Raw genomic sequence first — 15,340 nt, forward strand, 5'->3', positions numbered from 1 at the left:
AGATGCTTAGGGGGCTATCTTACTAAATTCCCGCAAAAGGTTGCCTGCAAATCTTAAGAAAGCTCATTGCAGCGCCGGTAATGATCATTGCGCCACTTGCCAAGGGGCTCCCGGGCAAGGCCCGGTGGCCAGTAGTGTCCAGCCGCCGGCCGCCGCCTGCAGGGCCTGGGCGGCCTGAATCACGGTGTCGGGCGTGAGGGCCAGGATGCTGGCGTGCAGTTGCGTCAGGTAATCCGACGGATGGCCGGCCAGTCGCGCCTGCCAGAGCCATTGCGCAGCCTGTTCCAGGGGCAGCAACGAGGCCTGGAACTGCTGGGCCAAAGCCTGTCGCTGTTCGTTCCAGAACGCCTCGTCGAGCGTGCGCAGATGCTCCGGCCATTGCTGGAGAAATTGCTCCACGTGCTGAAGGATTTCGCTGAGCGTCGCGCTGGGCGATTGCACGCCGAACAGCAGGCCGGTCTGGCCGTTGCGCTGGCGCACGGCGCTGAACACCGCATAGCCCAGCTGCAACTCCACCCGCAGGCGTTGATAGAACGGCGTCTGGCAGAGCTGGCCCAGCAGGCGCCAGGCCGCTTCATCGGCCAGTTGCGCGCCGGGCGTGGGGCAGAACAGCAACAGCGCCTGTTCCCCGGCATCCCCGGGCAGGCTCTGCCAGCGGCGGACGGCCTCGGCTGCCGGCGGCTGGCAGAGCCCGGCATCCGCACTGCCGGGCACCCGCTGCAGCACTCGACCAAGGGCCTCCTGAATGCCTGCGGGCAACCCCAGGGCCAGGCCATCCCAGCGGGCGTCGGCCCACAGTGCTTGCAGATCCGATGCCTGCGTGCAGCGGGCGTCGGTGGCATGTGGCTGCTCGCTGAAGGCCTTGAGCAGCCGCCGGATTGGCATCAACGGTACTTCGTCCGGGGCGGCAGGGTTCTCCTGCCAGAACGAGTCGACGGGCTGGGTCAGTTGTATCAAGGCCTGTTGCAGCACCGCCGGTAGGGGGGGCTGCAGGCCGCTGAGTGTCAGCAACCAGTCTTCGCCAGCGCTGGCAAAGCTCAATTGCACACCGGCCTGGGCGGCGTCGCTGCGCAGGGGCGCGAGGCTGTGCTGCAGCCGTTCGTGCAAGTCGGCCGGAGCGGGCGAGGCCAGGCGCCAACGCAGAATCAGGGCCCCTTCATGACCGTCCGTGGGCAGGGCCTGGCTCAGGTGCAGCGCCGAGGTTTCTCGGCGGCTTCGCGAGCGATCCTGCGCGAAGGTGCGCAGCCCGCGGTGTGCACTGGTCTGTCCACGAATCAGTCCCGCCCGCGGCGCCTCGGCAGCGCTGCGCAGGAAAGGGTTGGCCGCTGGCAGGCGCCATTCGCTGCTGAAGTTATCCACAACCTGGGGCTGCAACTGCGCAAGCACCGCCTTGAGCGCCGCGAGCCCCTGCGCATTCAGCTCACCGATGCTCTGGCGGCTGTCCCGCTGGGCCAATGCCAGAGCACTGGCGACCTGCAACGGGCGTTGTTGCAGCAAGGCATATTCCTCCCGCAGCTCGGGCCAATCGCCCTGGGCCCTGAAGAAGCCCAGCCAGTCTCCGAGCAGCTCGCTGACCTGGGCCGCGGCTGTCGTTGCCCGGGTGCTAAGGGTCACCTGCAGGTGCAACAAGGCCTGCCCGGCAAATTCATACAGCGTCTGTGCCTTCAGGCCCTGGGCCAACTGGCGTTGCTGGAGCCCGGCAAGCAGCCCTCCCGGCTTGGCCGATTGCAGCCAGGTACAGAGAAAGTCCAGGGCGGGAGCTGCGCCGTCGGGCAGTTGTTCGAAGGCGAACAGCAGGTCCAGGCGTTGTGCCTCGAGCTGTTGATAACTGCGGGTGTCGCTCGGCAACAGCGCGGGAGGTCGGCGCTGCTCAAGATGCCGGCCCTGGGCCAGAGTCGCACCGTAGCGTTCGGCCAGTTCGCGAAGTTCTTCCAGAGGCTGGGGGCCGACCAGGCTCAGGGTCATTTGCCCGGCCTGATAAAACTTTTGATGAAACTGCTGTAGCGCTTGCTGAAAACCGCGGCTGCCCAGGTTCAGGCTGTAACGGTTGCCGGCATGGAAGGCCCGCAGCGGATGAGCGCCAGACAGACCGTCGAACAGCGCGAACTGACGCTGCGCCGCCTGATCCCGGGACCAGGCGATAAATTCCGCGTGCAGCACTTCCCGCTCCCGGCGCTGGTCATCAAGGTCCAGGCGCGGGTGGGCGAGCATGTCGCACAGGCGTTCCAGGCCGGCGGCAAGAGCACTGGGCGGCAGTTCGAAGAAGAACTCGGTCGCGCGCTCACAGGTCTTGGCATTGAGCTGTCCGCCCTGGTTTCGCACATGGGCCATCAGCCCCTGTTCGGCAGGAAAGCGCTCGGTGCCGAGAAACAGCAGGTGCTCCAGGAAGTGCGCCAGCCCCGGCCACGCCGTCGGCGCATCGTGGCTGCCGGCGCAGACCCGCAGTGCCGCGGCGCAACGTTTCAGGTGAGGGGCATGACGCAGGGACACCCGCAGGCCGTTGGCCAGGGTTTGCAAGTGAGGCAGGGGGTGGTTCAGCGCGGGCATGAGCACTTCCAGAACAGAGAGGCGCCCATGCTAGCGGATATGGGCGGATCAGCGCTTGCTCAGGTCGTCGTATAGCTCGGGGCGACGATCGGCAAGGTAGCGGTTCAGCGCCCGGGATTGGTTCATCAGCGTACGATCCAGGGTGCCGATGATCAGGGCTTCGTCCAGCCCGGCCAGGGCGATCCGGCTGCCGTCGGGGGCGGCGATGGAGCTTTGGCCGCAATAGCGGATCTGCTCTTCCCGGCCACAGTAGTTGGCGTAGGCCACATAGCACTGGTTTTCGAAGGCCCGGGCGCGAATCGTCACATCGGCGACGAAGTCGTAGGGAATCATGTTTGCCGTCGGCACCAGGATCAGCTCGGCACCGGCCAGGGCCAGGCGTCGGGCGTTCTCCGGAAATTCGATGTCGTAGCAGATCAGGAAGCCGAGCTTCCAGCCGTTGAGCTCCACCAGGGGGAAGTCATCCGCACCGGCGCTGAACATCGAGTGATCCAGATCACCGAACAGATGAGTCTTGCGGTAGTTGCACAGGCGCTGGCCCTGGGCGTCGATCAACTGCACGGCGTTGTAGATCTGGCCGTCGCTGCTGCGCTCCGGGTAGCCGTAGAGAATCGCCGTGCCGGCGGCCTGGGCGATGGCGGCGATGCGCTGGGCCGAGGGTCCGTCCTGGGCCTCGGCCAGGGCGCCGACCGCTTCGGCGCCGATGTTGTAGCCGCTGAGGAACATCTCCGGCAGCACCAGCAAATCGGCATCCGTGGCCTCCATGGCCACCCGGTGCAGGCGCTGCAGGTTACCGGCCACATCCAGTGGCGCGGGCGGGCACTGGTACAAGGCGACGTGCATGGTCTTCACTCCTCTGACTGACTGGCCGACCACTGTAGCGGCTGGCGCAGGCGGCGATAAGCCCTGCCAGGGACTTGCCGCGCGCCATGGCCCGTTGCTCAGTCCGCCAGGGCAATCGGTCCGATTTCGTGGAACACGTCCCCCGGTCCCGGGTTCTCGGGATGGGTGGCGCCGCCGAAGTGCTTCATGATGCCCCACACGGCGTTGAGCGAGGTCTGCACCGCGCCCTCGACCCAGGCCGGGGTCCAGGACACGTCATCGCCGGCGATGAAGATGCCGCGCTGTTCGTCCGGCATGTCGTCCTGCATGAAGTGCGCGTACATGCGCTGGTTGTAGCGGTAATGGCCCGGCAGCGCGCCCTTGAAGGCACCGAGGAAATGCGGATCGGCCTCCCAGGACACGGTGATCGGGTCGCCGATGATGCGGCTGGCGATGTCGACTTTCGGGTAGATCTTCTTCAAGGCGTCCAGGGCCAGCTTCACGCGCTTTTCCACCGGCTGCGGGAGCATCTTCAGGGCGTCGCTCATCCACGAGTAGGACAGGCAGATCACCCCCGGCTTGTCGTCGCCGTTGTCGAACAGGTAGGTGCCGCGGGTCAGGCGGTCGGTGAGGGTCATGCTCATCAGGTCGCGGCCGGTTTCCGGGTCCTTGTCCTTCCAGAACGGCCGGTCGACCATGACGAAGGTCTTCGACGACTGCATGTAGCGGGTGCGGTCCAGGGCCATCCACATCTTCTGCGAGAACAGCGACTCTTCGCATTCGATCTGGGTGGTCAGCAGCCAGCTCTGGCAGGTGGTCAGGACCGCTGCGTATTCCCGGGTATCGCCCCAGTTGTCGGTGACACTGAAGCGGCCGTCGGCGGCCCGGGCAATGCGCTTGACTCCGGTGCGTGGCGCGCCATGGTGCAGCGAGCTGAGGCTGGTGCCGGCCGGCCAGTGGGCGCAACGCTCCGGCACGTGGCGCCAGATGCCCAGAGGCACCTGTTCGACGCCGCCGACCACCAGATGCTGGTGATCGTCGCAGTTGGTCATCACCACGCGGAAGATTTCCAGCATCGAGTTGGGGAAGTCCGAGTCCCAGCCGCCGGTGCCGAAGCCCACCTGGCCGAACACTTCACGGTGATGGAACGACAGCTTGGCGAAGGCCTTGGAGGTGGCGACGAAGTCGTAAAAGGTGCGGTCGTCCCACAGCGGCACCAGGGTGTTCCACAACTCTTTGAGGCGCGGCACGTCGCGATCGCGGATGGCTTGCTGGATCTCGCTGAAGCGCGAGCCGTCCTCCAGGGCGTCGGCCCAGGCGTCGGCGACTTCCTGGAACAGGGCCGGCAGGTCGGCGAGTTTCTGGGCGTAGTGGGTCTGGCCTTCGAGATCGATGACCGTGCTGCCCGACGCCGGGGTCAGCGGGTTGGGGAAGGGCTTGGTCTCAAGGCCGAGCTTGTCGACGTAGTGATAGAAGGCCGTGGACGACACCGGAAAGCGCATGCCACCGAGCTCGGCGATGATGCCTTCGGCGCCTTCGAAGGCCTGGGAGCGCAGGCGGCCACCCATTTTCGACGCTTCATAGACCACCGGCTTGAGGCCCAGCTTCATCAGTTCGTAAGCGGCGACCAGGCCGGCGATACCCGCGCCGACGATGGCCACTTCGGTGCCGTGCTGGGCTTCGGGGATGCTGCCCAGGCCGGCGGGGTGCTCGATCCAGTCGTCAAAGGCGAAAGGAAAATCCGGGCCGAAGATGGTGATCGGTTTTTTACCGTCTGCAGGATGGCGATTGTTCTTGTTCATGGCTGACCTTGGCGGGCGGCTCAGCAGAGTGCTGAGTATAGGAAAGGATGGCAGCCATTCTAGAGAGGGGGAAACACGTAAATAAGACGCAAACTGTCGTCGTTATGCATTGTTATTTATCAACCTGACGAATAGATGATTCAGATTGACGATGGAGCGCTTTCAGCTGTGGGGCTTCAGAGCGCATGCCCGCGATCGATCTTGCTGCTGAGGATGATCGAGGTGGTGGTCTTTTCCACGCCGTCGACGCTGCCGATCTGGTCCAGCAATTGGTCCAGCTGTTCCGGCGAGTCGGTGCGCAGCCAGGCCACGTAATCGAACTCGCCGCTCACCGCGCACAGTTGCTGGACCTGAGCCATGCCGCTCAGGCGCCGCAGCACTTCCTTGCCGGAGCGCGGCTGGACCTTGATCCCCACATACGCCTGCAAGCCGCCGTCGACCACCCTCTGACCCAGGCGCACGCCGTAGCCGGTGATGACCCGGGTCTTTTCCAGGCGCGCCAGACGCGAAGTCACGGTGGTGCGGGCAATACCCAGCTGCCGGGCCAGCATGGCCACGCTTTCGCGGGCATTGATCTGCAGGGCGGCGATCAGTTGGCGATCGACTTCATCAAGAACGGGAGGGCGGCTATCGGACAAGGGGGGCTCCAGCACGGCTTTCGAGGGAGCGAGCATGTTACAGCCTCGGGCAAACCCTGGCTGCTGCTGCCAATTGTCTGTTCTGGCCAGGGACTGAGCTTTCGCCATCGGGACTTTTTTTGAAACAAATAGCCTGCGACAAGTTGTCATAAGTAACCAGTTAGTACATTCTCGCTGCCTAGTTTTACAAATGGCAGAGGTTTGACATGAAAAACACGGGGGCTGCCACCGGCAGCCGATGGCTCCTGGCGGGGTTGGGCATTCTGATTGCTCTGATCGGGCTGGGCCTGGCGGGAGGTGGTGGCTATCTCCTGAGTCTGGGAGGCAGCGCCTATTTCCTGTTGATGGGCCTGGCGATGCTGGTGTCCGGCATTCTGATTGCCCGGGCCAATCCTCGTGGCGCCAGGCTGTACGGCGTGGCCCTGGTGCTGACCGCGATCTGGGCGGTCTGGGATGCCGGCTTGGAATACTGGCCGCTGGTTTCGCGGGTGCTGACCTTTGCCGTGATCGGCCTGGTGGTGGCGCTGATCTATCCGACCCTGATGCGCGCCTCCGGTGCCCGCGCCGGGCGTGCGGCTCATGGGCTGGCGGGGCTGCTGGGCGTTGGCATAGTGGCGACCCTGGCCTACATGTTCGTGCCGACCCATGTGGTCAAGGCCGACAGCGTACCGGCCATCCAGCCGGTGGCTCCCGCCGAGCAGCAGAAAGACTGGGCCCACTGGGGCAACACCACGGCGGGCAACCGCTTTGCTGCCCTGGACCAGATCAACAAGGGCAATATCGGCCAACTGCAAGTGGCCTGGACCTTCCGCACCGGTGACCTGCCCCAAAGCACCGGCGCCGGCGCCGAAGACCAGAACACCCCGCTGCAGATCGGCGATACCGTCTACACCTGCACCGCCTACGGCAAGGTATTCGCCCTGGACGCCGACACCGGCGCCGAGCGCTGGAAGTTCGACCCGCAAGGCTATGCACCCAACTGGCAGCGCTGCCGTGGCTTGGGCTATTTCGACGCCTCCGCGGTCCCGGTAAGCCAGTCCTCGGCGCCCGCCGCTGCTCCTGCGGCTTGCACCAGGCGCCTGTTCCTGCCGACCGGCGATGCGCGCCTGATTGCGCTCGATGCTGAAACCGGCAAGCCCTGTGAAGACTTCGGCCACCAGGGCACGGTCGATCTGAAAACCGACATGGGCGAGATCAAGCCGGGTTACTACCAGCAAACCTCGACGCCTCTGGTGGCGGGCACTGTAGTGATCGTCGGCGGCCGGGTGGCGGACAACTTCTCCACGGGCGAGCCGCCAGGCGTGGTGCGGGCTTTTGATGTGCGCAGCGGCGAGCTGATGTGGGCCTGGGACCCGGGCAACCCGGCCACCACCAAACGTCCGCCGGCGGGTGAAACCTATACCCGTGGCACCCCGAACGTCTGGTCGGCGATGTCCTATGACGCCAAGCTGGGCTTGGTGTACCTGCCCACCGGCAACGCCACGCCGGATTTCTTCGGCGGTCAGCGCAGCGAGTTCGATGACAAGTGGAGCTCCTCGGTCGTCGCCCTCGACGTGAAGACCGGCCAGGTGCGCTGGCATTTCCAGACCACCCACCATGACCTCTGGGATTTCGACCTGCCGGCGCAGCCGCTGCTGTACGACATTCCGGACGACAAGGGCGGCGTGCAACCGGCATTGGCCCAGGTCACCAAACAGGGCGAGATCTTCCTGCTCAACCGCGAAACCGGCAAGCCGATTGCCCGGGTCGAAGAGCGTCCGGTGCCCCAAGGCAATGTGCCGGGGGAGCGTTATTCGCCGACCCAGCCGTTCTCGGTGGAAATGCCCTCGATTGGCAATCAGACGCTGACCGAGTCCGACATGTGGGGCGCGACTCCGTTCGACCAGCTGCTGTGCCGCATCCAGTTCAAGGGCATGCGCCATGAGGGCGTGTACACCCCGCCTGGCCTGGATCACGCACTGCAGTTCCCCGGCTCCCTGGGTGGCATGAACTGGGGCAGCGTGTCGGTGGATCCGACCAGCCACTACATGTTCATCAACGACATGCGCCTGGGCCTGGCCAACTACATGATCCCTCGGGAGCAGATTGGCGCCGGTGCCAGTGGCATCGAAATGGGCGTGGTGCCCCAGGAAGGCACGCCGTTCGGCGCCATGCGCCAGCGCTTCCTCTCGGCGGTGGGCATTCCCTGCCAGAAGCCGCCGTTCGGCACCATGTCGGCCATCGACCTGAAGACCCGCAAACTGATGTGGCAGGTGCCGGTGGGCACCGTGCAGGACACCGGCCCGCTGGGGATTCGCATGCACCTGCCGATCCCGATAGGCATGCCGACTCTGGGCGCGTCCCTGGCGACCCAATCCGGCCTGCTGTTCTTCGCCGGCACCCAGGACTTCTACCTGCGGGCCTTCGATACCGGCAACGGTAATGAAATCTGGAAAGCGCGCCTGCCAGTGGGCAGTCAGTCGGGGCCGATGACTTACGTATCGCCCAAGACCGGGCGCCAGTACATCCTGCTCACGGCCGGTGGCGCACGGCAGTCGACCGATCGCGGTGACTATGTGATTGCCTACGCGCTGCCCAAATAAGGACAGCCGGCGACACAGTGAAAAGCCGCGCAATGCGCGGCTTTTTCATGGGGGCAAGAAATGGCTGGCGATGGCGGTGGTGCCCAGGGGCCTGCCTTGGCGTTGTAAGTATTAGCAGGTCTGAATTTGAGCTGACCACTAATGGTGCAGCGTTAAGTCGGCATCCGGGTTAATTCTGCATCAGCGATAACAGCTTGGCTGAGCGAGCAGCAGATCGCGTAGCGCTTCACCCACTCCGGTGGCGGATTGAGGGTTTTGTCCCGTGACGAGCCGACCATCGACCACCACGTTGGCAGTCCAGTTTGCTGCGCCGTGATGATGCGCACCACGCGCACTCAGGGTACTGGCCAGCAAGAAAGGCACGATGTTGTCGAGCTTGACCGCACGTTCTTCGTCGTCGGTAAACGCACTGAGGTTTTTGCCGGCAACCAGGTAGCTGCCATCGCTGAGCGTCACGTTCACCAGTGCCGCGGGGCCGTGACAGACTGCGGCCACTGCACCACCGGCTTCGAAGAGGTCGCGGGTCATGCTTTGCACGGCACGGCTAGTCGGGAAATCCCACATCGCACCGTGGCCGCCGGTAAAGAAGATAGCGGCGTACTTCGACGCATCCAGGGCGTCCAGGCGTTGTGTGTTGGCAATGGCGGCGCGAAAGCGACTGTCGTTCCAGTAGCGTGCGTTGGTGACATCATTCAGGTCGAGACCATCGACCGGAGGTTCGCCGCCCTGGATCGAGGCGAACTCGATTGTAAAGCCGGCCGCTTCGAGTACGGCAAGCGGGTGGGTGACTTCGGCGAGGTAAAAGCCAGTCGGCCCGCCACCATCGCCTTTGCTGGCGTGGCTGGTGAGGACCATCAATAGTGGTTTGTGTTGGTTTGCGGATGAGGGCGTCATGATTTTTTCTCTAGAGTTCAAGCTGAAGGAGCAATGCCGGTGGCAGTGCCCACTGGCACAGTCGGGGAATTCGCTGGAGCGGCTGAGCCGCAAATGTTGTCGTTAGAAAGTCGCTTTACCGACTGACGCACCAGTAATAAGGACAGTGTGAGGTTTCATTACAGTGCTCCAAATACCCGTCAGAAACCGGGGTCGAGGGAGGGCGCAGTGCTGCAGTCGTGTTATTTCAATCGATCGAGCAGTGCCTTGCCGACCTCAATGGCCGAGGCTGGATTCTGGCCAGTGATCAACTCGCGATCGATGACCACATTAGGCGTCCAATTGGAAGTGTTGCTGCGGTACACCCCACCGGCTTGTTCCAGCGCGGTTTGCGGGTAGAACTTCATAACACCACCGTTGAGCAGACCTTTGGCTTCTTCCTCTTCCTTATTGCTGATAACGGTCATCTTGTAGCCCGCATAAATCCAGTCGGCGCTGCCCCTCTCAGGTTTCGCACTCTGGAGTTGGCGGGTGAATTTTTCGGCGTCAGGCAAGGTCGACAGCAGGGCGATCGGGCCATGGCAGACGAGTGCGGTGGTCTTGTCTTGTCCATGGAAATTCGCCAGCAAGCGACCCAGCTGACGGCTGTGGAGCAGGTCCTGCATGGGGGCGTGGCCGCCGGGAATGTAGACCGCATCAAAGTGCGCATAACCAATCTGCTCTACCCGAGAAAGGCTGATGACCGGTGACTGTTCCGGCAAGGTCAGTTTCAGTTGATCAAGCAAGTTCTTATAGGTCTGAAGCGCTGCCTCATCGTTGTTGAAGTACATTTTATCGATGGACGTTTTGTCCACTGTCGGCGCGTTGCCGTTCGGGGTAGCAAAGGTGACGTTATGGCCCGCGTCGAGCAGCATCTTTACCGGTTGCAAAAGCTCGTTCAGGTAGAAGCCGGTGGCAAAGACCTTGCCGTCCTTCAAATCGAGCTTCGCCGAATCGGAAAGCACCACAAGCACGTTGTCAGCGCTGGCTGCCAGGCTGGTGCTGGCGAGGGCCATGGCTAATGCAATACGGGTCAGTTTTCTCATGTCGTGTCCAGAATTTATCGGGCGAACGGTTGCCGCCCCTGCCTGGATACTCTATTGATGTATGATTTGGCGATAAACTACCTAAAATGGAATTCATTTGGACTTTGTAGGCAATAATGGCGCGTAGATTTGACCATCTTGGGGATGTGGAAGCCTTTATTCGCGTGGTGGAGCAGGGCACTGTCAGTGCTGCTGCCACTGCCCTGGCGACCACGCCTTCGGTGCTCAGCCGGGCGTTGACGAGGCTCGAGTCGCGCCTTGGCGTGCAATTGTTGCGACGTACTACCCGAAGGCTCAGCCTGACAGACGCCGGCAAGTTGTACCTGGAACAAACCCGTTTGGCCTTTTCACAGATTGAAGAGGCGGAGCGCAATATTTGCGGCCAGGAAGGCGAGTTGAGCGGGCGCGTTCGGATGAGCGTCCCAACGACTTACGGGCATCATCGTCTGCCACCGCTGCTCAGTGAGTTTGCCCGGCAATACCCGGCTGTGCGGGTGGAACTGAGCATCACCAATCGCAATGTCGACCTAGTCGCCGAAGGCTACGATCTGGCGATTCGTCTGGGGCAGTTGCCGGACAGTGGTCTGGTGGGCCGCAAACTGGAAGATGCGCGGCTTTGCCTCGTCGCGTCTCCCCAATACCTGGCTCGCGCCGGCATCCCTACGACGCTTGAGATGTTAGGCGAGCACGTTTGTCTGCCATTCATCATGCCCAGCAGTGGCAAGGTCGGATCGTGGTTGTTCTGTCTTGACGGGAAAAATATCGAATGGCTGCCGCAAGCCAATGTGGAGGTTTCGGATGATGTTCTGGGGATCGTTTCGCTGGCGGAAAGCGGTCTGGGCATCTGCCAGACCTATGATTTCATCGTCCGGGACAAAATTCAGCGCGGGCAATTGGTGGAAATACTTGCGCAATTGAGTGGGCGCAGTCGGCCGTTCTCGATTATTTACCCGCCTCACCGGCAATTGTCAGCCGCATCCCGGGCGCTGATCGAGTTCATCCTGGACAACACCCAAGCCTGAGCGATTCAAGCGGCTGATGTGGACGTTTTGTGGACGGTTAGCAGATTTTAATTCGAGGTCTTTCGAACCGTAGAAGCGCGAAAGCCGCGCATTGCGCGGCTTTCAATTTGGTGGGCCCACACGGACTTGAACCGTGGACCAAAGGATTATGAGTCCTCTGCTCTAACCAACTGAGCTATAGGCCCTCAGTAGGCGGCGGATTATAACGATGGTTTCTCGGCTGTGCTATCCGAAAAATCGGAAACCCGGATCTGCAGGAAGGTCTCGCAGAACTCATCTGCCTCAAGGGGCAGGCTGACGATGTAGCCCTGGATCTGCTCGCAGCCTTCCTGGGCGAGGAAGGTCTGTTGGTCATGGTTTTCCACCCCTTCGGCGATCACCGTGAATTGCATGCTGCGACCCAGGGCGATGATGGCGCGGACGATGGCCACGTCGTGGGGGTCGTCCGGCAGGCCACGGACGAAGGACTGGTCGATCTTGAGGAAGTCCAGGGGCAGGCGCTTGAGGTAGCTCAGGGACGAGTAGCCGGTGCCGAAGTCGTCGATGGCCAGTTGCACCCCCAGGCGCTTGAGCTGATGCAGCACCTCCAGGGCTTCTTCGGCCTGGCTCATGATGAAGTTCTCGGTGATCTCCAGCTGCAGCAAACCAGGCTGCAGGTCGTAGTCGCGCAGCAGTTGTTCGATGCGGCCCAGGAGATTGGGTTGGCGCAACTGGGCGCCGGCCAGGTTCACCGACAGCGGTCCGAAGTGCTCGTAGTGCTGGTTCCAGCTATGCAGGTGCTGGCAGGCCTGTTCCAGGACCCAGTCGCCGATCAGCAGGATCATGCCGTTTTCTTCGGCCAGGGGAATGAAGTGCTCGGGCGGGACATCGCCGAAGGTGGGGTGATGCCAGCGGATCAGCGCCTCGGCGCCCACCAGTTCGTGGCTGCTGAGGCTGATCTTGGGCTGGAAGTACAGCGACAGCTCATCGCGTTCGATGGCCCGACGCAGTTCGTGTTCCAGGGCCACCCGCTCGCTGGCCTGGGCGGTCAGGTCGCGGGTGTAGCGTTCCACGCGGTTGCGGCCCTTGGCCTTGGAGCGGTACATGGCGGCATCGGCGTTCTTGATCAGGGTGGCGACGTCGCAACCGTCCTTGGGGTAGAGGCTGGTGCCGATGCTGGCGCTGATGAAGAACTCATGTTCACCGGCCTGGAACGGCGCGGTGAAGCAGTTCAGCAACTTGGTGGCAATGTGGTCGGCATCGCTGGCCTGGTGCAGCCCGGGCAGCAGGATGATGAATTCGTCCCCGCCCAGGCGAGCCACGGTGTCGATGTCTCGTAGCTGTTCCTTGAGGCGCACGGCAATGCCCTTGAGCAGCAGATCGCCCACCGGGTGGCCGAGACTGTCGTTGATGTGCTTGAAGCGATCCAGGTCGAGGAACAGCACCGCGCCCTGGCCGCCGCTGTCCTGCTGGCCGTTGAGCGCGGCCAGCAGGCGACTTTCGAACAGGGTGCGATTGGGCAGGCCGGTCAGGGGGTCGTGGTGGGCCTGATAGTCGAGCCGTGCCTGGGCGTGCTTGAGGCTGGAGATATCGGCGAACACCGCCACGAAATGGGTGATCTGCCGCTCCTTGTTGCGCACGGCGTTGATGGTCAACCAGTTGGGGTAGAGCTCGCCGTTCTTGCGGCGGTTGGAAATCTCGCCCTGCCAGTGGCCTTCCAGGGTCAGTTGATGCCACATCGCGGCGTAGAAGGCGCTGTCGTGCAGCCCCGATGCCAGCAGGCGCGGGGTCTGGCCCAGGGTTTCACTTTCGCTGTAGCCGGTGATTTCGCTGAAGGCCCGATTGACCGCGCTGATGCGCTGCTGGGTATCGGTGATCATCACGCCCTCGGCGGTGCTTTCGAACACTGTGGCGGCCTGTTGCAGTTTTTCCTGCATTTGCTGGCGATCGGTAATGTCCCGGGCGATGGTCAGCATGCAGTCTTCTTCGCCAATGGGCAGCGGCCGGCTGGACAGCTCGCAAAGGCGGATCTGGCCATCGTTGCGGCGAATATGGCAACGGAAGTCGCGGACGTAGCCGTCGCGTTGCAGCAGATCGAGCATCTGTTTGCGTTCGTTGAGATTGACCCAGATCCCCAGTTCCAGAGTCGAGCGGTCCAGCGACACGGCGCTATTGAAGCCGGTGATGCGACTGAAGCCCTCGTTGACCTCGATCAGCAGGCCATCGCGCTGGCGGCTCAACAGCAGTCCATCCGGGGAGGCGTGGAAGGCTTTGGCGAACTTCTCTTCGGAGGTCTGCAGTTGCTGCTGGGTTTCCTTGAGCTGGCTGATATCGCGCACCACCACCACCAGCGCCGGGGTGGTGTCGAGGTCAAAGGGCTCGGCGGAGATCAGCCCGGTGAACAGCTGGCCACCGTGGCGGCGAAAGGGCATCTCCAGGTTGCGGATGCTGCCGGCCTGCAAGCGCTGCAAGAGGCTGGGGCCGACCCCCGGGATCCCCCAGATGTTCAGCTCGGTGGCGGTCTGGCCGATGACCGTTTCGGCACTCAGGCCGATCTGTTCCTCGAAGGCTTTGTTGACCTCCAGCAGGCAGCCGTCGGACAGGCGTGCGATGACCAGGATGTCCGGGCACTGCTGGAACACCGAAGCGAACTTCTGCTCGGACAGGCGTAGCGCTTCTTCGGTGTGCTTGGCTTCGCTGATGTCGATCATCAGCCCGCGCATCACCGGTTCCTGGCCGTGCTCGATCAGGCTGACGATGTCGCGTACCCAGAGACAGCGACCGTCGGCGGTGATCACCCGGTAGTCGAGGCTGTGGTCGCGCCCGGCCTGGACCTCATGGTCGCAGAACGCCTGGGCCCGGGTCAGGTCGGCGGGGTGGATGATGTTGCGCCAGAACCCGGGAACCAGCCAGTGAGCTAGGGGATAGCCCAGCAGCGCTTCGGCGTGGGGCGAGACGTAGCTGTAGGTGAAGTCGCTGACGCGGGCTTCCCAGGCGATGGCGGACAGGCTCTCCACCAGGCTGCGATAGTGGTATTCACTGCTGCGCAGCTCCTGTTCCAGGGCCACCCTGCGGGAGATCTCCGAGCTCAGGCGGCGGTTGATACGGATCACCACCGCGAGCACGGTGACCAGCAGGAGCAGCCCGGGCAGCCCGTAGAGCAGCACGTCGGACCAGAAGGTTCGATGGTCGAGTACGCTGCCGACCCAGTGTTGCTGAATGGCACTGATTTCATCGGGGCTGAGGTCGGCCAGCACCTTGTCGAGAATGCCCACCAGGATCTTGCTGTCGCGCGGGACGCCCATCGCCAACTGGTAGCGATAGGGGGTTTCGCCGCTGACATACAGGCCCTCGAGCTTGAGCTGGCGCAGGCTCCAGACGCTGGAGGCCAGGTCACCGACCACGGCGTCCACTTCGTCGGTGGCCAGGGCCTGCAGTGCGGAACTGATGTTGGGCAGGGCGACCAGGTTCAGGTCCGGATGATGGGTGCGCAGCAGTTCGTGGGGGGCGTAGTTTTCCACCACGGCCACTTTCAGGCCGTAAAGATCCTGAAGGTTGCGCGGTTGCGCGCCGCCGCTGTGGGCGAGGATGACGATGGGGAAATCAAGGTAGGGGCGGGTGAACGCCATGTAGCTCTGGCGCTCCGGGGTCGACATGATCCCGGGCAGCAGGTCCAGCTTGCCCTGCTTGGCGTCCTCGAGCACCTCGGTCCAGCTGGCGGGCTCGATGGGCGTCAGGCTCACCGACAGGCGTTCCTGGATCAGGTGGATGTAGTCCGCTGCAAGGCCCTGGTAGCGACCTTCCTCGTCTCGATATTCGAATGGCGGCCAGGAGGCATCTACCCCCAGGCGCAGTTGCGGGTGAGCCTTGAGCCAGCCACGTTCTTCATCGGTGAGAGTCAGCGCGCCAGCCGTTGCCGTCCAGGTAAGCAGCGCCAGCAGTAGCATGGCCGACAGTCTGGGCATAACCGTCTCGTTATGGCACGGGGAA

General features: G+C 63.1%; 9 protein-coding genes and 1 tRNA gene. 2 read left to right on the plus strand and 8 right to left on the minus strand.

The window, feature by feature from the left end; genetic code table 11:
• Positions 1–84: 84 nt before the first annotated feature.
• The 4 genes from pqqF to L1O02_RS02835 all read right to left on the minus strand — a co-directional run bounded on the left by pqqF (position 85) and on the right by L1O02_RS02835 (position 5,809).
• On the minus strand, positions 85–2,547 hold the full coding sequence (pqqF, locus tag L1O02_RS02820) for a pyrroloquinoline quinone biosynthesis protein PqqF (RefSeq protein WP_235759512.1): 2,463 nt from the start codon (positions 2,545–2,547) through the stop codon (positions 85–87).
• A 48-nt stretch (positions 2,548–2,595) separates the two neighbouring features.
• Entirely contained in the window at positions 2,596–3,390 is a 795-nt protein-coding gene (locus L1O02_RS02825) for a carbon-nitrogen hydrolase family protein (RefSeq protein ID WP_060841389.1), read from the minus strand.
• Positions 3,391–3,488: 98 nt separating this feature from the next.
• Positions 3,489–5,171 (minus strand): NAD(P)/FAD-dependent oxidoreductase, encoded by a 1,683-nt coding sequence (locus tag L1O02_RS02830; RefSeq protein WP_108545141.1) that lies wholly within the window; start codon positions 5,169–5,171, stop codon positions 3,489–3,491.
• Positions 5,172–5,347: 176 nt separating this feature from the next.
• Positions 5,348–5,809: an Lrp/AsnC family transcriptional regulator gene (locus L1O02_RS02835; protein ID WP_011063845.1), complete on the minus strand. Its 462-nt coding sequence runs from the start codon at positions 5,807–5,809 to the stop codon at positions 5,348–5,350.
• Between the two features lie 206 nt (positions 5,810–6,015).
• Between L1O02_RS02835 and L1O02_RS02840 the strand changes: the two genes are divergently transcribed.
• The gene (locus L1O02_RS02840; protein ID WP_235759514.1) at positions 6,016–8,391 is read left to right on the plus strand and encodes a glucose/quinate/shikimate family membrane-bound PQQ-dependent dehydrogenase; all 2,376 of its coding nucleotides are present in this window, start codon (positions 6,016–6,018) and stop codon (positions 8,389–8,391) included.
• A 180-nt stretch (positions 8,392–8,571) separates the two neighbouring features.
• Here L1O02_RS02840 and L1O02_RS02845 read toward each other — a convergent pair whose 3' ends face one another.
• The gene (locus L1O02_RS02845) at positions 8,572–9,285 is read right to left on the minus strand and encodes a type 1 glutamine amidotransferase domain-containing protein (protein WP_235759516.1); all 714 of its coding nucleotides are present in this window, start codon (positions 9,283–9,285) and stop codon (positions 8,572–8,574) included.
• Between the two features lie 221 nt (positions 9,286–9,506).
• Positions 9,507–10,349, minus strand: a complete 843-nt coding sequence (locus tag L1O02_RS02850) for a type 1 glutamine amidotransferase domain-containing protein (RefSeq protein ID WP_060841386.1) — start codon at positions 10,347–10,349, stop codon at positions 9,507–9,509.
• A gap of 116 nt (positions 10,350–10,465) precedes the next feature.
• Here L1O02_RS02850 and L1O02_RS02855 point away from each other — a divergent pair, with 116 nt between their 5' ends.
• Complete coding sequence (locus L1O02_RS02855; protein ID WP_060841385.1) at positions 10,466–11,371, plus strand: LysR family transcriptional regulator; 906 nt, start codon at positions 10,466–10,468, stop codon at positions 11,369–11,371.
• Between the two features lie 108 nt (positions 11,372–11,479).
• On the opposite strand, the gene L1O02_RS02860 is transcribed toward L1O02_RS02855, so the two are convergent.
• Together L1O02_RS02860 and L1O02_RS02865 are read right to left on the minus strand one after the other, a co-directional pair.
• Positions 11,480–11,556, minus strand: a tRNA-Ile gene (locus tag L1O02_RS02860).
• A 15-nt stretch (positions 11,557–11,571) separates the two neighbouring features.
• The gene (locus tag L1O02_RS02865; protein ID WP_235759518.1) at positions 11,572–15,315 is read right to left on the minus strand and encodes an EAL domain-containing protein; all 3,744 of its coding nucleotides are present in this window, start codon (positions 15,313–15,315) and stop codon (positions 11,572–11,574) included.
• Positions 15,316–15,340: the final 25 nt, after the last annotated feature.

This window comes from Pseudomonas sp. BC42 (genome assembly GCF_021560055.1).
Classification (GTDB): domain Bacteria; phylum Pseudomonadota; class Gammaproteobacteria; order Pseudomonadales; family Pseudomonadaceae; genus Aquipseudomonas.